Raw genomic sequence first — 19,897 nt, 5'->3', positions numbered from 1 at the left:
TTAGTCGCCTTCTTCGGACAGCTCAAGGGCTAAACGCAGATCCAGGCTGATGCTAGGATCATGCACGTTTTTTCCTAGTAGCTTTTGACACTGTTCGATGCGGTATTTGATCGTGTTGCGATGAACGAACAAGGCTTTGGCGGTGCGGGTGATCTCACATTGATAATCCAAGTAAGCCCGTAAGGTTTTCCGCAATTCGATGGTGGCATCTTCTTGCGGAAACGCCAATTCTTTAAGAATCGTACGGCAGAAATAATGGATATCTTCAGGACTCATTTTTTCAAATAGACTCCGCATTCCCCGTTGATGGTAGAAAGAGACGATGGACGAATCATGTTGGCCTCTTCGTTCTTCATACGCAGTCTTTGCTTCGATGTAGGAGCTGGCTAAATCATTGATACTTTCACAGACACTCCCTACCCCAAAGGCCATTCGAAATGGCAACCGATTGGTCAAAGCATTGGCGGTCTCGATCAAATGGTCTTCTAAGGCATCACACTTGTGCTGCACGAAAATCGCAAAGTGATTGCTGCCCTTTAAGCGAAAGAGACAAACATCTTTGATGCGATAAGGCAGTTGTTCACTAAACCACTGATAAACCAAGTCACTTTCTTCTTTTAAGTATTTGTCTTTGCCTTTGGTTTCTTTGGTTGGTTCGCAGGCACCATAGATGACACGATAATGGCGGGCTTTGACTAACCCGTAAGTCTTTCCGAGATCTAACCAATCCTTTTGTTCTTGCTTGGTGGATTGCTGGTATTCGATCATCCGTGTTAAAAAGTCACTTTTTAAATCTTCAAAAGATTCTTGCACTTTTTGGTTCTTGTAAAGCATAAACGACAAGACCAAGGCTGCTTGTTCCAGCGCAAAATCCGAGACAGGATAAGGAATCGCCTCAGGATTCAAAATGACTAAATAATGGGGGAAATAAGTGGAGGTTTCAATAGCATAATAAGAAATTTGTGACGTTTTTTCATGAAGATCTTTGATAGGGATCGCCCCGCTTTTTTCACCAGTAAAAACCCCTTTCGTTTGTCCTAATTGATGGATGTAGTACTCCGCGGGTTTTGACATGCGGGTGAAATGCTTGGAGTGGGCAATCACTTGTTTAAAAGGATTCAACAAAATGATCGGTGTATTGACCATTTGGCCAAAATCAGCGATAAAGCGAGCGATGCTGACATCCTTCATCAAGGAAGCAGAGAACCGTTTTTGAATGTCTAACGCATAACTCAGCTGCTCGGTTTTGGTGTTCCATAGCAAATTCAAAAGCTGGTGCATCAAACGACCCAGCGGCATCGTGGCAGGTACTTCTACGATGGGGAAACCCAAGCTATCGGCATAGGCGATGACTTCAGGATCGATGACATCCAAAAAACGACCGATCTTGATGCCTAATCCGGCGGCATTTTTGGCTACGAGAGAATCGATCAGCTCTAGAAGCGCTCCTTGATTATCTTTATAAACCATCGCCGTGCTTAAGATAAAGGTATGCTCAGGAATATAGTGGGCGATATCGGGGGTCTCGGTGATTTCGATACTATCGACGGGAATTTCCGCAGTCAGGGGATCTGTCAATAAACGCAAATTGGAAAAGCGAGGTATAGCAAGCAATTCAGCAACTAACTTCATAGAGAAACTCCTTTTGGAATTGAACAAAATAAACAAAAACATGTCCTTTTTTAGCTTTATTGTACAACAAACTTGGAAACGTTGACAAGGCGTTGGACAGTGAAATCAAAAAGAGAAATGAGGGAAAAAGATGTATAAAGAGTTAACGATCGCACAACGTACGATCATGACACCTGGGCCTGTAGAAGCCCATCCAGCTGTTCTACAAGCAATGACCAATCGCATTTTGGGGCAGTTTGATCCGAATTTTTTGGCGATCATGGATGAGGTCAAAGAAATGATCAAACAACCGTTTGGAACCAAAAACAAAGAGGCATTTGCCATTGACGGGACTTCCCGAGCTGGTTTAGAAGCGGCGCTGATCGCTTTGATCGAACCAGGGGACAAAGTCTTGATCCCAGCCTATGGGCGCTTTGCTTTCTTACTGGGAGAAATCTGTGAACGTGCTCAAGCACAAGTCAAATATGTAGAAAAAGAGTGGACGGCTCCTTTTGCACCCGCAGAGGTCATCAAAGAAATCGACGCATTTCAACCCAAGATCGTGGCGATGGTCCACGGGGAAACCGCCAATGGGCAAATGCAGCCGTTAGCAGAAATCGGGCAGTATTGTCGCGCAAAAGATATTTTCTTTGTCGTTGACATGGTGGCGACTTATGGTGGCGTGGCCCTGTCAGTCGATGATTGGTGTGTCGATTTAGCGATTGCCGGTACACAGAAGTGTTTAAGTGTGCCGTCTGGTCTTTCATTAGTGACCTACAACGAGCGAGTCGAAGCCGTCCTTAATGCTCGTTACCAAAAAGAATTAGGCTTGAGTAAAACGGATCGAAACAAGCGGCACATTATGAGCAATTACCTGGATTTGAGTCAACTGCAACGCTACTGGAACACAGAGCGAATCAACCATCACACAGAAGCGACGAGTATGATCTATGCGCTTCATGAAGGATTACGGATGCTGCTAAACGAAGGCCTTGATGCAGCCTATCAACGTCATTTGACGAATGAAGGCGCGTTGGTCGCTGGACTGGAGGCAATGGGGCTGTCGATTTATGGCGAAAAAGCAACCAAAATGCCGACAGTTACCCCTATCTTTATTCCAGAAGGTGTTGATGGCGAAGCTGTCCGAGAAGAGATGCTTCACTCCTTTGGTGTAGAGATTTCTAGTTCATTTGGTGATCTAAAAGGAAAAATCTGGCGGATTGGAAATATGGGCTACAGCAGCCGCAAAGAAAATATTTTACATGTCCTAGCCGCGTTAGAAGGGGCACTATTGTACCAGCAAGCACCAATTTCTGCTGGCAAAGCGCTCATCGCTGCGTTAAATTACTACCAAAAAACGACGTAAATTTTTAGCACAAATGCACAACGACTGAAAGCGCTTTGTGAAAAATGACAAATGCAATTGTCGGCAAAAAAACGTACACTAAGACTATCTTAAAGCGCTTTCGTTAGCGTGCTTCACAAACTTTACTTGTGTAACTGATGGAGGGAAAAAAATGGAAATCAATAAAGAACGTGGTGGGCTTGCCTACTGGAAACAAATTATTATCTTAATGTGTTCAGGCTGGGTCACTATCTGGATTTATCGCGCTGCATTATCGCCAGTCTATCCGCAAATCAATGAGTCACTTGGCGGCAATATTTCTGATACAGCATTAGGATCGATTGCCAGCTTTTACTTTTTCGGCTATGTAATCATGCAGATTCCTGCCGGCTTTTTGGTGGATAAGATTGGGAAGAAAACAGTTCTGCTTCCAGGATTCGTGGTATTTGCACTGGCAGCTTTACTGATTTCACAAGCCTCTTCAATCTCCATGATCTATACCGGTAGCTTTTTAGCAGGGATCGGCTGTGGGTCATTTTACGGCTCAGCGTATTCTTTGACCTCACAGAACATTCCGAAAGAAAAGAAGAGCTTCTCAACAGCGATCGTCAATAGTGGTTCTGCCGTTGGTTCAGGGTTTGGGATGATCTTATCAAGCTTTATCGTTATTCAGATGAACATGCCTTGGCAAACAATGATGTATTTATCCGCTTTCTTGATCGTTTGTATGACGATCGCTTTTGCATTGGTGATCCGCAGCAACAAAGAAGACGTGGCTTTCTTGGAGAGCCAAGCAGCAGCTGAAGAAGAAACAACGGATCAGCCGAAAGAAAAAGTTTCCCTTTCGACCTTGTTCTCACTGCGGATGCTCTTTACTTATGTGTTATATTTTGCGACGTGTTATGCCTACTATATGACGGTTACTTGGCTACCAAACTTCTTAGGAACAGAACGAGGTTTCCAAGGAGTCGCGATCGGCTTCTCTTCTTCATTGGTAGCATTTGCTTCCATTCCTGGGGCATTGTTCTTTAGCCGCTTGGCAGACAAATACATGCACAAAAAAGTAACTTTTATCGTTATTTTAGAAGTGTTGGCGGCGTTGATGTTATTAGTAACGGTGCAAGCGACAAATTCGACCTTCTTAATGATCGCGTTGATCTTGTACGGGTTCCTTGGGAAATTAGCGGTTGAACCAATCATCATTTCTTGGCTAGGGGAAAATGCACCCAAAGTTGGGGTTGGTACGACATTAGGGGTCTTCAACTTTTTCGGCATGATGTCTTCCGTTATCGCACCAACATTGACCGGATCGATCTCGGATGCAACAGGGTCAAAAGTAATGGGCTTTTATATCGCAATTATTTTGTTGATCGGTGGTACATTCTTATTCTTGACTGTAAACTCTAAGAAAACAGCCAAGTAGAAAAGTGAGGCAAAACAGATGAAAAAACGATCCTTAAAAATCAGTTTGACCAACCAAATCATGATTGCAACGGTATTGGGGATTTTTTGGGGCGTTTCCTTTCCCGGGTTAGGTGATCAAATGCAGCTAGTCGGGGACTTCTTCTTGCGACTGATTCAAATGTCTGTGGTCGTGCTGGTCATGGGCTCGGTGATTGAAGCGGTGGGGGGACTTGATCCAAAAGAATTAGGTGGGATCGGCGGGAAAGTCTTCCTCTGGTTTACTGGATCGACCCTCGTCGCCGCTATTTTCGGTCTCTTGTTCGCCTTGATCTTCAAGCCTGGCGCCGGCCTTGATCAGTCGCTGCTGCAAAGTACAGAAACCGCATTAAGTACCAGCAGCATGGAAGAAGTCATCTTAAACTTTGTTCCACTGAACATTATTCAAGCCATGGTGGAGCAGAATATGATCCAAGTGATTATTTTTTCGCTCTTCTTTGGCCTTGCCTTGAGCTTGATCAAGCATGAAAAAAAGAATCAGCTGTTTCTAGATATGATCAGCAGTTTTAATAATATTTTGATAAAAATGGTCAGCATGATCATGAAGTTGGCGCCGATCGGGATTTTCGGCCTTGTTGCTTCCTTAGTAGAAGATACCGGTATTCGTGTGTTGGGAATGTTAGCCAGTTTTTTATTGACGTTAGCAGCAGCATCTTTGCTCTTTTTGTTTCTTTGGTTTCTCTTGACGTCACTCTATTGCAAAGTTTCCTTGTTTCGTTTGATAAAGAACATGTGGCGCCTCTCGGTGGTTTCCTTTACGACTACCTCTTCTGCTGTTTCATTGCCGTTTCAAATCGAAGATGGCAAAGAACGATTTGGGATCAGTGATCGAATCAATAAGCTCGTGATGCCTCTGGGCATGACCTTAAATAGCAATGGGCTCTCCTTATTTTTAGCCCTGGCAATCGTAACCGTTGCTCAGGCGTACCAGATCCAATTGAGCTGGGGGGATCTTTTGCAAGTGGTCTTGTTGTCCTCGTTGGCATGCTTGGGAACGATCGTCGTTCCAGGCGGCGGATTAGTCACACTGGCTACGGTTTTACCTATGTTAGGACTGCCTAATGAAAGCATCGCCTTACTGGCTGGGATCGATTGGTTTTCTGGGATGTTTCGGACCATCTTGAATGTTGACCCTGACGTCACGGTGGCGTTGATCGTTGCTCATGATGAAGGAGAACTGGATCATGCAGTCTTCAATGGTGAAAAAGCCTCGGTCAAATTAGCAGAAAAAATCACCGATGGCGTATAAGACCAATCATTCTTGTGATGAAACTTTACTCTTTTTTGAAAACGTGTTACGATTGATTCGTTGATAGACGAAAGAAGCTTCCTGAAATACCGTAAACGGTAACCAGTAGCGGCTGATTTTCCGCTCGTCATTCAACAGACAACTACGACAAAAAGAGGAGGAAAAAACATGACAGCATCGATGAAATTGTGGATTGACCTTTTGAATAGCTAATTTAAATCTATTTCAAAAGTCTAGGCAATCGTGATTTCAAGGGATGAGTGTCCTCTTTTTTCCAATTTCTTATTAAAATCAGGGTATAGCGGTAGGCTATGCCCTTTTTTTGTGCTTGCGTTTTCCTAGACGGGAAGGACAGACTGATGGAACAATTAAGTGTAAAAATAAACAATCTAATCAAAAATTATGGGTCCAAAGAAGTACTGAACATTGAAGAACTGAGCACCTATCAAACGGATCGTATCGGGATCGTGGGAGCAAACGGGCAAGGCAAGTCTACCTTGCTGAAATTGATTGCGGGAGTCATCGATCCTGATTCAGGAACGATTCAAAAAGAAAATTCGTTTCACTATTTTCCGCAAATCGCTGAGGTGACTGAAAAGACGGAGGCCCTTGACTGGGCGCTGTTCGGTCGTTTTTCGATCCCAACAAATGAATTGGCGACACTAAGCGGCGGGGAGGAGACCAAATACCGGTTGGCACAAACGTTATCTTCCTATCAGTTAGGACTATTGCTCGATGAGCCAACGACCCATTTGGACCAGCAAGGAATTCAAGTCTTGATTGAGGAATTGCAGTATTATTATGGCACCCTGATCGTGGTCAGTCATGATCGGTATCTATTGAATCAGCTGGCAACGAAAATCTGGGAAGTCGATCAAGGAAAAGTCACCGAGTATGCTGGCAATTATGACAGTTACCGACAGCAAAAAGAGCAAGCGGCACAGCGTATTGCCTGGGAGGCTGCGCAGTATCAGCAACAAAAACAGCAGTTGACCCAAGCAATCCAAAAGAAAAAAGAACAAGCGATCAAGAGCAGTCGTATTTCTGAAAAAAAGCGACAGCAGAACATCCGACCAGACCGTTTGTCGTCATCAAAACAAAAAGACACGGTGCAAAAGTCATTGCAAAAAACAGTCAAAGCCATGGAAAGCCGCTTGGATCAGTTGGAAGAAGTGAAGGGCGTCGCCCGGCAGCAGGTGATTCGTTTTCCAGTAGTCCCTGCAGTGGAGGTGCATAATAAACGACCGATTCGTGGGGAGCAAGTAACCATTCAAAGAGGGGCGAAACGTTTGCTAGACAGCAGCAGTTTCCAGTTTGCTGCCGGGAAGAAAATCGCTATCGTGGGTCCGAACGGTTCGGGAAAGTCGACTTTACTAAAAGAAATCATCGCAGGCGGAGAGGGAATCTATGTATCACCGAAAATCGTCTTTGCGGTCTACGAGCAAATGGGCTATCGAAAAAACAGCACCACACCGCTTTTGACGGAATTGATGGCTCAAACAGACTATCAGGAACCACTGGTCCGCAGTATTTTACACAATCTGGGATTTAGCCAGATTGACGTGATGAAGCCAGTCAATGTGCTAAGCGGCGGAGAAGCGACACGGGTCGAGCTCGCACGCATCTTTACTCAACCTGCCAATGTTTTGATTCTTGATGAACCGACGAACTTTATTGATCTGCCGACAATCACCGTCTTGGAACAATTGATTCGCAGCTATCGAGGCATGGTTTTGTTCACATCTCACGATCAAGCGTTTATCGATGCCGTCGCGGATGATGTGTATCAAATCGATCATGGAAAATTAACATTGGTTTCCAGTAACTAGCAGCATTGTCGCTTTTATACCTGTATAAAGAAAAACAGCGCGGGAAAGGAAGCGACCGCCCAACGTTCGATCAACAATCGGCCGTTGAGCGGTCACTACAAAACCCGTGCTGTTTTTTTCGCAATCATCGGTATCGCCTAGCTGTTGCTACATCGCTTAATAAATCTTTTTCGTAAAGTATTTTAAGATCAGGGGAGAGATCAAGGTACTCAACAAGACAACGATCACCAAAGGGGAATACAATGCGGACGAAATCAATTGGTTTTGTTGACCAATCTGCAAAATGATCAATGCCATTTCACCTCGGGAAATCATTCCAGCTCCCACCATCCAAGCACTGTTGTTCGAGAATTTCGCGATTTTCGCCCCGACATAGCCGCCGACCAGTTTGGTCAAGATCGCGACCACGGTAAAGGCAAGAATAAAGAATAATTGCTCATTTAAGCGGGAAAAATCAACTTCTAAGCCAACGCTGACAAAGAACACCGGAATGAAGACGGCGTAACCTAATGCTTCGACACTGTGTTCCACTTCCTCACGAACCTTCGTTTGACTGACAGCGATCCCTGCGAAGAAGGCACCAATGACAGAGCTTAACCCAACGAGGTCAGCAAGATACGCCATTCCTAAGCAGATGATCAGTGACATGATGATCACCGCGGAATTTGCAAATAGCTTTTCTGCAAGTGCCAATAAGAACGGAGCGATCCATTTCACTAATAGAAAAATCAACACAAAATAAATCAATTCTACCAATAAGGTGACCGGCAGTGGTGTTGCTTGGCTGCTTTCGCCGCCTAAAAAGGAAAGGCTAAGACTCAAAACCAACACGACCAAAATATCATCCACGACGGAAGCACCAAGAATCGTCGACCCTTCTTTCGTATTCACCACATTCAACTCTTTCAATACTTCGACAGAAATACTGACTGAGGTGGCAGCTAATACGATCCCGAAAAAGAACGCTTCTGTGGGACTGCTTTGAAAACCGACCCCCGTGGCATACCCGAAGAGCATTGGGAACACGATCCCCAAAAGGGCAACGAGCATCCCAGGACGAAAATAGCGTTTCAATAAAGAAATATCACTTTCCAGTCCCGCTAAAAACATCAGCAAAATAACACCAATCTCTGAAAAATCATGAACCAGAATATCTGGATGGACCCAATTGAGTCCTGCGCCTCCTAATAAAACCCCTGCTAACAACTGCCCGATAACAGCAGGAACGCCCATCCGCCTCGCCAGATGCGAGAAGAGGGTCGTCGTGATTAGGATCAAACACAAAATCCCGACAAAATGCATAAAACCTCATCCTTCTTTCCTATAACATACTCCCCTTTAGTATAGCATTCTCTCTTGAATTGAGCCTGTATCAAGCCATTTTTATTAAAAGAGTTTCATTAAACCGCACGTTTTTTGAGATAAGGAGGAAGCGAAGGCAATCAGAGTTTTTCTGTGTACTCGTCGAAATAAAAAAACATTATTTTCACTTTACTTGTATCAAATTATTGTTTGAGCCAACGGGCGAGCTGCTGAAACACCATTTGGACTTGCGGCTCCTCGACGTTTTTCAAAAAGTCGTGGGGCAAATCATAGACAGGGACAAATTTGCTTTTAGGCACTTTCTTCAAGCCTTTGCTGTAACGAAAAGGAACTTCCTCATCGGTACTGCTGGCACTGCTGAAAATTGGAGGAAATTGAGCAAGCAGCTCAGGATCAATGGCATAGTCAGAAAGAGCTTCAGCTGTTAGACCATAGATCGTGGTGAGTTCTTGCTGTTGAACCCAATAAACATAAGGCAAATAGCGCTGAAACTGCGGATCATCCCAAACGATCTCGGTTTGATCCAAAGAAGGGACTTGCTCTTTGCTTAAGAGCGGCTGCTGCAAGACTCGTTTGTTTTCAATAAAAGAAAGATCGGTATACCCATAAAAATTGACCAGTTTTTCAGGCAATCTCTGTTGTTCCTTCAGTAATTGCTGGGTCAGCGCCAGCATCAAATAACCGCCAGCTGAGCGTCCGCACAAACAAAACGGGTTATCTTTAAGCACAGTTGCTTGCAATTCTTGAAAATTTTGCCAGTTCAGCGCCAAAATCTCCGCTAACGAGGAATTGGGCGCCAGTAAATAATCGACTGTGAGGACGCTGTATTGCTGCTCTTGAAATAGTGCGATCAGTGATGCGGGAATGTCTTGACGGGTCCCATAAACAAAACCGCCGCCGTGAAAGTAAATCACGTATTTCTCCGAAGCAGGATAAAGGGACACCGAAGCACCGGTGGTCAATTGCCATTCTTTTTTCATTTTGCTTGACTCCTTTTCTGAAGCTCTAATAAATAGGTGCCGATCTCGTAATTGACTAATTGGATCGGACTTGTCAGATCGATCTCTAGTAGCTGTTCGATTTTGCTTAGCCGATAACGAATCGTTTTGGCATGAAGAAACAAGGTTTCAGCCGTATTTTTGTAATTGCGATTCGTGATAAAAAAGGTATACAGCGTTTTGAACAGCTCTTCATTTTCTTCCGAGAGTTGATACAGCTTCGGGGGAATGCTTTGCTGCAGCTTTTCCAGTTGGTTCTCCTTGATAAAGGAACTAAAGATACCTAAGTCGCTATAGGCAATGATCGGCGCCAAATAAAACTGCCGATTGAAGCGGATCGCATCCAAACACTCTGGCAGGATCTCTTTGATCTGTTCCTTGCGCAAGACTTCGCTGACCACCAAGCAGCCATGTTCATCGGCTAACAGGGCATCATCAAAATGTGTCTGCAGCATCTGTTTCGTCACCTGATGGGCGATCGATTGGAAATTATAGAGGATCACCAAATAATTGTGGTGTTCAAAAAAGACGTGGGGTGTTTTCAACGCCCGTAGCTTGTGCAAAACGACGGACTTACGCTCCTTATCTTTGAAGCTGTTGGAAGCAAAGGCAATGCCTTGGTAGAAATCGTAGCGATCCAGTTGCGCTTCTTCTAACAAAAGATCCAGCTCAGCCAAATTACTAGGAGTGTTTTGTAAGATTGCATCGGCAAGATTGTTCATGCGATTGTAGCGTTCTTTCTTCAACAAATACTCCATTTGGAGGCGTTCATAAATGACGTCGATCACATTTTCAATGATCATGACTTTTGCCTCAGGGATCTGCGAATCTTTCTGATAAACGATCAAGGTACACAGATCATTGTAAGGATTGATGATCTCTACTTTTATGGCAGTCACATATTGATTGTTCTCATGAGAAAATAATTCCAAATATTCGTAGTGGTTCTTGGTAAACTCGATGGTTTTCATGGGTTCTTGTTTGGTCACCACGAAATTCTTAAAGGATTGACCGACGGACACATGCACATCTAAATGGGGGATGCGCAACGAACAAGGCTTTTCGATCAATTGATAGAACTCCTGCATGATCTGATCGAAAGAAGAGTGGTTGCGCTCAACTTTCATGAAGCGCTGGCGAACTTCGTAATAGGTACGCAGCAGCTGGGTTTGGTGATTCAGCAATGGTTCGTAAACCGCTAGCATGATGGCTTCATAGCTGACTTCTTGCTGCACTTTGATCAAAGGGATCTGATAAGCAAAGCTAAGCTCAATCACCCAATCTGGGATCATAGGGATCAAGCGATCCACTTTGATCACTAAACCGCTGACACCGATTTGCTGCATTTTTTCAAAAAAAACACGCAGTTCCTCAGGGGATTGGTCTTTGAAGGCATAAAAAGAAGTCAAAATCAATTGATGGGCTTTGCTCCACTTCTCAATGTCCATCGCTTCCAGCACCATGACGGAACCAACGGAATTTGTTAAACCAATGGAGCCAGTCAGTACTTTACTTTTTTCAAAAAGCGGCAGTTCAACCAATTCTTTTAATTTCATAAAATGCTCCTTTTTTCTCTTTTGGATAAAAAGTATAGCATTTTTTTAGAACTTTATCCAATGAAAACGCAAACAAGGCTCGTTAGAATGAGAGTATAAGAAAAGGAGGAGAACAAATGCTGCACACAGTAATCTTAAAGAATAACTACCAAGATTCCATTAACTTAATGCTGCTGACGAATACGATCAATGATCTAGGCGATGTCGAAATGAGTCAAATCATGATGGGGACGGATGCAAACAAAGACATATTAAATAACACTGGCTTGCTTTCTGAAGAGGCTGAAGGTGCTTCACCCAACGATATGATGATCGTAGTCGATAGCCAAAACGAACAGATCATGGATCAAGTAATGCCAGCGATCGATTCATTTTTAGCTGATCTTTCAGCAAAAGATCAAGGCAAAGAAACGCCAGCGGCGGCTTCATGGCAAGAAGCCTTGAGCGCAATGCCGGATGCCAATGTTGCATTATTTAGTATTCCTGGGGAATATGGCGCAGCCGAGATGGAAAAAGCCTTGAAAAATGACTTGCATGTTTTCTCGTTTACGGACAATGTTGCTATCGAAGATGAAGTTCGTTTGAAAAAGCTGGCTCATGAAAAAGGTTTATTGATGATGGGGCCTGACTGTGGGACCGGTATTATTTCCAGCATTCCGATTGCCTTCACGAATGTCGTGGCACCAGGAAATATCGGCGTCGTTGGTGCCTCTGGTACGGGGATTCAAGAAGTGACGACGATCATTGACCGATTAGGCGGTGGTGTCGTTCATGCCATCGGGACCGGCGGACGTGACTTAAGCGACAAAGTTGGGGCGATCACTGTCAAAGATGCCATCGTTGCTTTAGAAAATCATGAACCGACAGATGTGATTTGCGTGATCTCGAAACCACCTGCAAAAGAAGTGCGGGATGAAGTCGTTCAATTGCTGCAAAGTATCAGCAAACCAGTGGTAGCGATTTTCTTAGGAGAAAAACCAGAAGCCCATGAAGGAAAAGTCTATTTGGCACATACTCTGGAAGAAACAGCGCGCATCGCTGTTGATCTTGCCAATGAAGAACCCGTCAAAGCGAACTATTTTGAACGCGTGGCAACCCCAGATGTGCCCAAACTCGCTGAAGACAAAGTGGTCAAAGGTCTTTATTCTGGCGGTACATTAGCTGCCGAAGCAGGAATGCTGATCTCCGAAGCCTTGAATCTAGAAGGCCTTGTAAAACAAGAAGGCTATATCTTGCATTCCCACGGCTATGATGTGATCGACCTTGGTGATGATATCTATACCCAAGGCAAACCGCACCCAATGATCGATCCTGAAGTGCGCATCAAAAAAATCGAAGACTATGCGCAAGATGAGCAAACCGGGGTCATTTTATTTGATGTGGTGTTAGGTTACGGCGCACATGCAGATATGGTAGGTGCACTGTTACCAGCCATCGAAGCTGCACAGCAAACAGCCCAAGCAGCTGATCGCGCGCTATACTTTGTTGCTACCGTCTGCGGAACTGAAAAAGATCCGCAAAACTATCAAGAAGCAGTCAACCGTTTGAAAGCAACTGGCGTCTATGTGGCACCAAGCAATGCTCAAGCAGTGCAATTAGCCCTCGCCTTAAAAGGGGCGACTCTTTCTGAAGCAGACAAAGCGGTCAATGATTATACTGGTAGCAAAGTTGAGGTGCCGACAGTTAGCGAGAAAGTGATGGAGCTGTTGACCACCAAACCACGGATCATCAATGTTGGCTTGCAAAGCTTCAATGAATCGATCCTGCAATATGGCGGGAAAACAGAACAATTTAACTGGCGTCCTCGTGCCAACGGCAACAAGAAAATGATCCGTATTTTAGACGCGTTAGAAGAATTTGACGAAAAAATCACAGCTGAAAACCAAGCAGTGACGGATAAAATCAAAAATGCCCAACCATTCTTGATTGATGTCGTTCCAGCTAAATCAGTGATTGCTGAATTAAACGAAAGCCAGAAAACCTTGCTGCATGCAGGACCGCCGATCCAATGGTCGGAAATGACGGGACCGATGCAAGGGTCTTGTATCGGCGCTGCCTTGTTTGAACGCTGGGCGAAGGATGAAGACGAAGCCCGACGCTTACTCGAAAGTGGGGAAGTCCGCTTTATGCCATGTCACCATGTCCAGGCAGTTGGACCAATGGGGGGAATCACTTCTGGGAATATGCCTGTCTTTGTGGTTGAAAACCGCCTTGTCGGCAACAAAGCCTACTGTATTTTGAACGAAGGGATCGGTAAAGTCTTACGATTTGGTGCCTATTCACAAGAAGTCATCGATCGTTTGGATTGGATCAAAGACGTCTTAGGACCAACCATTGCCAAGGCATTACAATTAACAGAAGAAGGCATCAACTTGAATGTATTGATTGCCCGGTCGATCACAATGGGGGATGAATTCCATCAACGAAATATTGCAGCATCATTGAACTTTTTGAAAGAGATCGCGCCGTTGATCATCCAAACAGAGATCGATGAAAAGCAAAAATATGAAGTGATCAAGTTCTTAGCAGATACCGATCAGTTCTTCTTGAATATCATGATGGCAACCGGGAAAGCCATCGTTGACGGTGCCCGTGTCGATGCCAAAGGAACGATCGTGACCACCATGACGAGAAACGGTGTTAACTTTGGGGTTCGTGTCGCCCAAACAGAAGACCAATGGCATACTGCACCAGTCAATACGCCGAAAGGTTTGTACTTTACTGGGTTTACCGAAGCAGATGGCAATCCTGATATTGGGGACAGTGCCATTACTGAAACCGTCGGTGTCGGAGCAATGGCGATGGTAGCCGCACCAGGGGTAACACGCTTTGTCGGCGCTGGTGGCTTTGAAGATGCGCTGGAAACTTCCAACGAAATGGCAAAAATCTGTTTCGGTCATAATCCGACCTTCTCGATCCCAACATGGGACTTCCAAGGGACTTGTTTGGGGATCGACATCCGTAAAGTCGTTGAAACAGGCATCACCCCAATCATTAATACTGGGATTGCCCATAAAGAAGCAGGTGTCGGTCAAGTCGGCGCAGGCACGGTGCGTGCACCGTTAGGCTGTTTTGAAAATGCCTTGACGGCTTATGCGAAGGATCTGGGGATCGAAGTTGACTGAGAAAATCAAAATCAGTGATTATCTAGACCCACTGCAACGATTCGGTCGTACCGGTCGGGTGCATAGCGTGTTTGATCGTTCATTCAATGTGATGATCGGGCAGCAGCTGGTCAATATCAACAACTATCGCAACTATTTAACTGGCTTCGGCGTCTTTTTACCCGATGCATTGTTTGAACAAGTCCTACCTTTGATCGAAGTCGGCAATCGCGTGCAAGTCCGAGAGCATGGTCTGACCTTTTACAGCACAAAAGGAACATTTTCTCTTTCATTAGAGGAGAAAGAATTGGTTTCGCTGCAGGTGAAGGAGTTATCCTTCACCTCTGCGGAATTGCAGCTTTTGAAAGAAATACTGCTTCAACAAGAACTAGAAACCAAGATTGGGTTGCCAGAAGATGAGAAAACCCAAGCAGTGTTTGCGGCATTGCGGCAGTCTGTCTCAGATTGGGAACCAATCATTGACCACCTGATTGGTCGCGGCAAAGGATTGACACCTAGCGGCGATGATCTTCTCGTTGCCTATCAAGCGATGCTCTATGCCTTGCAGCAGCCAGAAGCCGAAACGTTAGCGCAAGCATTGGCAAAACCGCTGTCTACGACGGATGTCAGCCTTGCATATATTCAAAGTGCCAGTCAAGGGTATGTCAATTCGGTAATGCTGCAATTATTCCAAGACGTAAAAAGCAAAAACCCACAGGTGCTGGAAAACGACGTGCAGCAGCTGATGTCCATCGGTCATTCGTCAGGCAAAGATCTTAGCTTTGGGTTGTTGTTAGCGTTGGAGTCATTGTCACTTGAGGAAAAAGAATAGAAAAGGGGAGAAATCATGGAAATCAGTAACCAGAAAGATGCGGTCAAAGTAAGCAATTCTTACTGGAAAAAAGTCGTTGCTATTTTCTTTGTCGGCTGGATTTTAATGTACGCCACACGGACGATCTTCAATCCAATCATGGGTGTGATCGGTGAAGAATTCAATTTAAGTAACACACAACTAGGACTTGCCAATAGTATTTTCTTTTTGACTTATGCCGTTGCGCAAATTCCTTTTGGGATCATCGGCGACAAAATCGGTCGCAAATTAGTGATCGCTCTAGGCTTTGTTTTATTGGCGGTGACTACGTACTTCAGTGGGCTAGCCACAAGCTTTGTTTTGTTTTTAGTGATTCGTGCCATTGCAGGGATTGGTCAAGGTGCCTATTACGGTCCGCAATACGCATTGTCTACCGAAGCGATTCCCGACAACAAACGAACCGTCGGAAATGCCATTATCAACAGTGGGATGGCGTTTGGAACGTCTGGTGGGTACTTGCTTTCTAGTAAATTAGTCTTGGATAACGGGGGCCATTGGAGCCAACCCTTCTTCCTAATGGCAATTCCGACCTTGATCGTCGGTGTCTTGTTCTATTTTGTTTTGAAAGAAAAAGTGATTCGTCCAGAAGATGAAGGACAAGAAATAAAAGAAGAAGGGCCGAAAGAAAAGATTTCCTTGAAGCAGATTTTTTCAAACCGCAATCTCGTGGCAGCCTTTGTTCTATGCTTTACCAGCATTTATGCAAACTTTGTGATCATTACTTGGCTGCCGCAATTCTTGATTGCCGAGCGTGGCTTTGAAGGGGCGAGTGTCGGCTTTATTGCTTCCTTAGTCCCATGGGCATCAATTCCAGGTGCGTTGATTTTTGCTCGATTGAATGATAAAACAGGCGCAACGAAAAAATTAGTCTATTTATTGGTCCTATTGGCGACCCTTTCCGTATTTGCCATTGCCTTTGTAACGGATCGTACCTTATTGATCACTGTTTTGATTTTGTATGGATTGACTGGCAAGCTGGCGCTTGATCCAATCGTCGTGACCTTTGTGACGAAAAACGCACCAAAAGGCGCCTTAGGAACGACCTTGAGTGCCTATAATTTTATCGGGATGTCGGGGTCGATCTTAGCACCTTATGTTACTGGCTTTTTAGCCGATTCTTTAGGATCGATGCAGGTCGGGTTTTACCTGTCTTGTCTATTACTGCTGATCGGATTAGGTGTTTTTGCCGTATTAGCAAAGGAAAATCAGAAGGAGAGCATAAAATGAGTTTGAATGTGATCGCGTTAGGCGGCAATGCTATTTTAGATAAAGACCCTAGTGATGAAGGACAAAAAGCAGTTGTTGCGCAAGCAGCACGTTATATTGCCGATTTTGTCGAAAAAGGGGAAAAAGTCATTGTTTGTCACGGCAATGGACCACAAGTCGGCAACTTACTGTTGCAGCAAAAAGCAGGGGAAAGTGAAAAAAATCCCCAATTGAAATTAGACAGCTGCGTGGCGATGACCCAAGGAAGTATCGGTTATTGGCTGCAAAATGCCTTGATCAATGAGTTTGCCACACGTCAAGCACATCCTTCGGTGATCTCATTAGTCACCCAAGTTCGTGTCGATCCAGCAGATCCATCCTTTGAGAAACCTTCCAAACCAGTCGGACCTTTTTATAGTGAAGAGGAAGCCAATGCTGCGATGGCAGCCAATGGCGGGGTATATCAAGAAGATGCTGGGCGTGGTTACCGGAAAGTGGTTCCATCCCCGAAACCGCAAGAAATCGTTGAAAAAGAAGCCATCAAAACATTGGTCGATGCTGGTGTGATCACGATTTGCGCCGGTGGTGGTGGCGTACCTGTCGTTCGCAACGACAATGGGTTTACTGGCGTGGAAGCCGTCAACGACAAGGACTTTACCGCTAGTGTCTTAGCAAAAGACGTGCAGGCCGATCGCCTGATCATTTTGACTGGTGTCGACAATATCTACATCAATTACAACCAGCCGAATCAGCAAGCCTTAGGGGAAATCAGTGTGGCACAAGCCAAGGGCTACATCGAGGAAGGCCATTTTGCAGCGGGTAGTATGTTGCCAAAAATAGAAGCTGCGATTGATTTTGTCGAAGAAGATGCAGCCAGAACCGCGATTATTACCTCAATCGAAAAGTTAGCTGAACTGGATCAGCATACAGGAACCATACTTCGAAAATAAAGAGGGGATCAAAGTGAAAGCAAAAAAACTACCGATGGTGACGCAGATCGTTATTGCCGTTCTTCTAGGGATTCTTTGCGGTTTGTTCTTTGGGCAAGCCGCTTCGTTCCTAAAAATTTTGGGCGATCTTTTCTTGCGTCTGATGCAAATGGCGATCCCATTATTGATCGTTGGCCAAATCATTCAAGCAGTTGGGGGGATTGCCCCGAAAGAACTCACTCGTTTGGGTGGAAAAACGATCGCTGTCTTTGGGATTTCCTCCTTATTCGCTGCTGCATGGGGCGTGCTGATGGCGCTCTTCTTTGCTCCAGGCAAAGGGATCGACTTTTCACAAGCTGCCGGCGAACCTCTGCAAGCACAAGAAATTTCTATATCAGAGACAGTGATCAACTTTATTCCCACGAATATTTTCGATGCGTTGAGTAAAGGGTCAATTATTCAAATCATCGTTTTTGGGTTATTTTTTGGTGTTGCCCTCAATCGCTTTGTGCAAAAGAAACCTGAGTCAGCTCTTTATGGGCTGATCGTGGATCTGAATGAGGTCGTCATTGCCATCATTCGTTACGTGATGATCGTGGCACCAATCGGTATTTTTGCTTTGATCGCTTCAACGATCAGCTCCCTGGGCTTGCAGATCATTTTGCCATTAGGCAGCTATTTGCTCGTCTACGGTCTAGCCACCGTCACGTTCCTTGGGCTGTGGCTAGTCTTGTTGACCGTGTATTGTCGGATCAATCCGTTACGATTGATCAAAAATATGAAAAATATGTCGGTCATGGCATTGGCGACAACCTCCTCTGCCATCACGCTGCCGATCGCTATGGAAGAATCCCAGAATAAATTAGGACTCAGTAGCCGCATCACCAATTTGGTATTGCCGTTAGGGATGTCTTTGAACAGCAATGGGTCAGCGATGCATATGGCGATTACAGTCATGACGATCGCCCAAATGTATCAAATCAACTTTGACGGGATCCAAATGGTGACGGTAGCTGTAACTGCGACTTTCGTTTCTTTAGCCAATGCAGTTGTTCCCGGAGCGGGGTTAGTTTCCTTGGCAATCATTGTTCCCCAGCTCGGTTTACCAATCGAAAGCATTGCGCTATTTGCTGGTGTCGAATGGTTTGTTGGTATGCTGCGGACGATCTTGAACGTGAACTCAGACGTCTATTCAGCGCTTTTGATCGCTAAGTCTGCTGATGAACTCGATCATCGCGTGTTTAATCAATAAGAGAAGCCGTTGCCAAGCGTGCTTCTCTTTTTCTAAGGAGGAGAAAAGATGGAAGAAATGAGCAGACGATCTCTGCTGGAATTAGAAGCATTGATGAAAAAGAAACTCTTGGCTGCTGGTTTGCCAGAAGCCGCTGCCAGTGAAACAGCGGCGCATTTGACCTTTGCGGATGCGTGCGGGATCCATTCTCATGGTGCCGTGCGGATGGACTACTATGCCGAGCGCTTAGTAAAAGGCGGCATCACGCTAGAACCAAACATGTCTTTTGAAAAAACAGGCGCCGCTACTGGAATTTTTCACGGAGATAACGGCATGGGGCATTATGTGTGCAACGAAGCGATTGCGATCGCCATTCATCTGGCGAAAGAAGCAGGGATCGCTGCAGTAGGAATCGAGCAGACCAGCCATAGCGGGACGATGGCGTATTACGTCAAACAGGCTGCTGAAGCCGACTTAGTGGCGATCGCCATGTGTCAATCGGATCCGATGGCGGTGCCTTTTGGTGGGACCGAAAACTATTTTGGCACCAATCCAATCGCGTTTGCAGCACCACGAGCCAATCATCCGCCGGTGGTTTTTGATATGGCGACAACGGTTCAAGCGTGGGGCAAAATTTTGGACGCTCGCTCGAAGAAGCAGCAGATCCCCGATACTTGGGCCGTAGACGAGCAAGGCTTGCCTACCACCGACCCCTATGCAGTCCAAGGATTATTGCCAATCGCTGGTGCCAAAGGATATGGCTTGATGATGATGGTGGATATTTTAGCTGGCTCGATGTTGGGCTTGGCTTTTGGTAAACAGGTCACCTCCATGTATGCGGATTTGACGGAAAAACGTCGCTTAGGACAATTTCTTCTTGTGATCGATCCGTCTCGTTTTACGGACACCGAAACCTTCAAGCAAAGCGTCGATCAGATGGTGACTGAGCTGCATGCAATCTCGCCAGTAAAAGGGCAATCACAAGTCTACTATCCTGGAGAGATCAGCCAAATACACTTTGAAAAAGCTCAGCAAGAAGGGGTCCTGATCCCCAAAGCGATCATCGATTATCTCGAAAGCGAAACCCTCCATTTTGATCGCTATGGTAGTCAAGATTCCTTTGCTAAATAAAGATTTGCAGAAGACGGTTGGTTCATAGGGGTATTGAACCAACTGTTTTTTTG

The 19,897-nt window shown here is 45.1% G+C and carries 14 protein-coding genes; 10 read left to right on the top strand and 4 right to left on the bottom strand.

What is annotated here, in order from left to right:
- Nucleotides 1–1,632: a PucR family transcriptional regulator gene (locus tag IGJ15_RS11545; protein ID WP_060791737.1), complete on the bottom strand. Its 1,632-nt coding sequence runs from the start codon at nt 1,630–1,632 to the stop codon at nt 1–3.
- Nucleotides 1,633–1,762: 130 nt separating this feature from the next.
- On the opposite strand from IGJ15_RS11545, the gene IGJ15_RS11540 reads away from it, so the two are divergent.
- From IGJ15_RS11540 to abc-f, 4 genes are all read left to right on the top strand, one after another.
- Entirely contained in the window at nt 1,763–2,977 is a 1,215-nt protein-coding gene (locus IGJ15_RS11540; protein WP_081116824.1) for a pyridoxal-phosphate-dependent aminotransferase family protein, read from the top strand.
- 151 nt (nt 2,978–3,128) lie between these two features.
- Nucleotides 3,129–4,379, top strand: a complete 1,251-nt coding sequence (locus tag IGJ15_RS11535) for an MFS transporter (RefSeq protein ID WP_005225368.1) — start codon at nt 3,129–3,131, stop codon at nt 4,377–4,379.
- Nucleotides 4,380–4,397: 18 nt separating this feature from the next.
- Nucleotides 4,398–5,666, top strand: coding sequence for a dicarboxylate/amino acid:cation symporter (locus tag IGJ15_RS11530; RefSeq protein WP_121262037.1), 1,269 nt, complete (start codon nt 4,398–4,400; stop codon nt 5,664–5,666).
- Between the two features lie 359 nt (nt 5,667–6,025).
- The gene (gene abc-f, locus IGJ15_RS11525) at nt 6,026–7,495 is read left to right on the top strand and encodes a ribosomal protection-like ABC-F family protein (protein WP_430599099.1); all 1,470 of its coding nucleotides are present in this window, start codon (nt 6,026–6,028) and stop codon (nt 7,493–7,495) included.
- Nucleotides 7,496–7,651: 156 nt separating this feature from the next.
- Here the strand turns inward: abc-f and IGJ15_RS11520 are convergent, their stop codons facing one another.
- From IGJ15_RS11520 to IGJ15_RS11510, 3 genes are all read right to left on the bottom strand, one after another.
- Nucleotides 7,652–8,797 carry a cation:proton antiporter gene (locus tag IGJ15_RS11520; RefSeq protein ID WP_060791741.1) on the bottom strand — a complete coding sequence of 382 codons (1,146 nt, stop codon included), beginning with the start codon at nt 8,795–8,797 and terminating at the stop codon, nt 7,652–7,654.
- A gap of 203 nt (nt 8,798–9,000) precedes the next feature.
- Complete coding sequence (locus IGJ15_RS11515; RefSeq protein WP_121262033.1) at nt 9,001–9,798, bottom strand: alpha/beta hydrolase; 798 nt, start codon at nt 9,796–9,798, stop codon at nt 9,001–9,003.
- Nucleotides 9,795–11,372 (bottom strand): PucR family transcriptional regulator, encoded by a 1,578-nt coding sequence (locus tag IGJ15_RS11510; protein WP_005225373.1) that lies wholly within the window; start codon nt 11,370–11,372, stop codon nt 9,795–9,797. Before IGJ15_RS11510 ends, IGJ15_RS11515 begins: the two co-directional genes overlap by 4 nt.
- A 116-nt stretch (nt 11,373–11,488) precedes the next feature.
- On the opposite strand from IGJ15_RS11510, the gene fdrA reads away from it, so the two are divergent.
- Genes fdrA through allD form a run of 6 tightly spaced genes read left to right on the top strand, consistent with a single transcriptional unit; the run spans nt 11,489 to nt 19,844 of the window.
- Nucleotides 11,489–14,497 (top strand): DUF1116 domain-containing protein, encoded by a 3,009-nt coding sequence (fdrA, locus tag IGJ15_RS11505; RefSeq protein WP_194185434.1) that lies wholly within the window; start codon nt 11,489–11,491, stop codon nt 14,495–14,497.
- On the top strand, nt 14,490–15,308 hold the full coding sequence (locus IGJ15_RS11500; RefSeq protein ID WP_228077377.1) for a DUF2877 domain-containing protein: 819 nt from the start codon (nt 14,490–14,492) through the stop codon (nt 15,306–15,308). Before fdrA ends, IGJ15_RS11500 begins: the two co-directional genes overlap by 8 nt.
- A gap of 15 nt (nt 15,309–15,323) precedes the next feature.
- The gene (locus IGJ15_RS11495; RefSeq protein WP_430599098.1) at nt 15,324–16,574 is read left to right on the top strand and encodes an MFS transporter; all 1,251 of its coding nucleotides are present in this window, start codon (nt 15,324–15,326) and stop codon (nt 16,572–16,574) included.
- Nucleotides 16,571–17,503 carry a carbamate kinase gene (gene arcC / locus IGJ15_RS11490; RefSeq protein ID WP_008379201.1) on the top strand — a complete coding sequence of 311 codons (933 nt, stop codon included), beginning with the start codon at nt 16,571–16,573 and terminating at the stop codon, nt 17,501–17,503. Before IGJ15_RS11495 ends, arcC begins: the two co-directional genes overlap by 4 nt.
- Nucleotides 17,504–17,516: 13 nt before the next feature.
- The gene (locus IGJ15_RS11485) at nt 17,517–18,734 is read left to right on the top strand and encodes a dicarboxylate/amino acid:cation symporter (protein WP_010747683.1); all 1,218 of its coding nucleotides are present in this window, start codon (nt 17,517–17,519) and stop codon (nt 18,732–18,734) included.
- A 48-nt stretch (nt 18,735–18,782) separates the two neighbouring features.
- Entirely contained in the window at nt 18,783–19,844 is a 1,062-nt protein-coding gene (gene allD, locus IGJ15_RS11480) for an ureidoglycolate dehydrogenase (RefSeq protein ID WP_010747684.1), read from the top strand.
- The last annotated feature ends 53 nt before the right edge of the window (nt 19,845–19,897 follow it).

Source organism: Enterococcus sp. AZ079 (genome assembly GCF_050547255.1).
Taxonomy (GTDB): domain Bacteria; phylum Bacillota; class Bacilli; order Lactobacillales; family Enterococcaceae; genus Enterococcus_D; species Enterococcus_D casseliflavus.
The sequence above is the reverse complement of the archived record's forward strand: the minus strand, read 5'-3'. Positions and strand labels throughout refer to the sequence as shown.

Coding starts and splice junctions, on each gene's coding strand:
- IGJ15_RS11535 (WP_005225368.1), top strand. CDS start 3,129: ATGGAAATCAATAAAGAACGTGGTGGGCTTGCCTACTGGAAACAAATT.
- IGJ15_RS11510 (WP_005225373.1), bottom strand. CDS start 11,372: ATGAAATTAAAAGAATTGGTTGAACTGCCGCTTTTTGAAAAAAGTAAA.
- IGJ15_RS11520 (WP_060791741.1), bottom strand. CDS start 8,797: ATGCATTTTGTCGGGATTTTGTGTTTGATCCTAATCACGACGACCCTC.
- IGJ15_RS11515 (WP_121262033.1), bottom strand. CDS start 9,798: ATGAAAAAAGAATGGCAATTGACCACCGGTGCTTCGGTGTCCCTTTAT.
- IGJ15_RS11530 (WP_121262037.1), top strand. CDS start 4,398: ATGAAAAAACGATCCTTAAAAATCAGTTTGACCAACCAAATCATGATT.
- IGJ15_RS11495 (WP_430599098.1), top strand. CDS start 15,324: ATGGAAATCAGTAACCAGAAAGATGCGGTCAAAGTAAGCAATTCTTAC.
- fdrA (WP_194185434.1), top strand. CDS start 11,489: ATGCTGCACACAGTAATCTTAAAGAATAACTACCAAGATTCCATTAAC.
- arcC (WP_008379201.1), top strand. CDS start 16,571: ATGAGTTTGAATGTGATCGCGTTAGGCGGCAATGCTATTTTAGATAAA.
- allD (WP_010747684.1), top strand. CDS start 18,783: ATGGAAGAAATGAGCAGACGATCTCTGCTGGAATTAGAAGCATTGATG.
- abc-f (WP_430599099.1), top strand. CDS start 6,026: ATGGAACAATTAAGTGTAAAAATAAACAATCTAATCAAAAATTATGGG.
- IGJ15_RS11545 (WP_060791737.1), bottom strand. CDS start 1,632: ATGAAGTTAGTTGCTGAATTGCTTGCTATACCTCGCTTTTCCAATTTG.
- IGJ15_RS11540 (WP_081116824.1), top strand. CDS start 1,763: ATGTATAAAGAGTTAACGATCGCACAACGTACGATCATGACACCTGGG.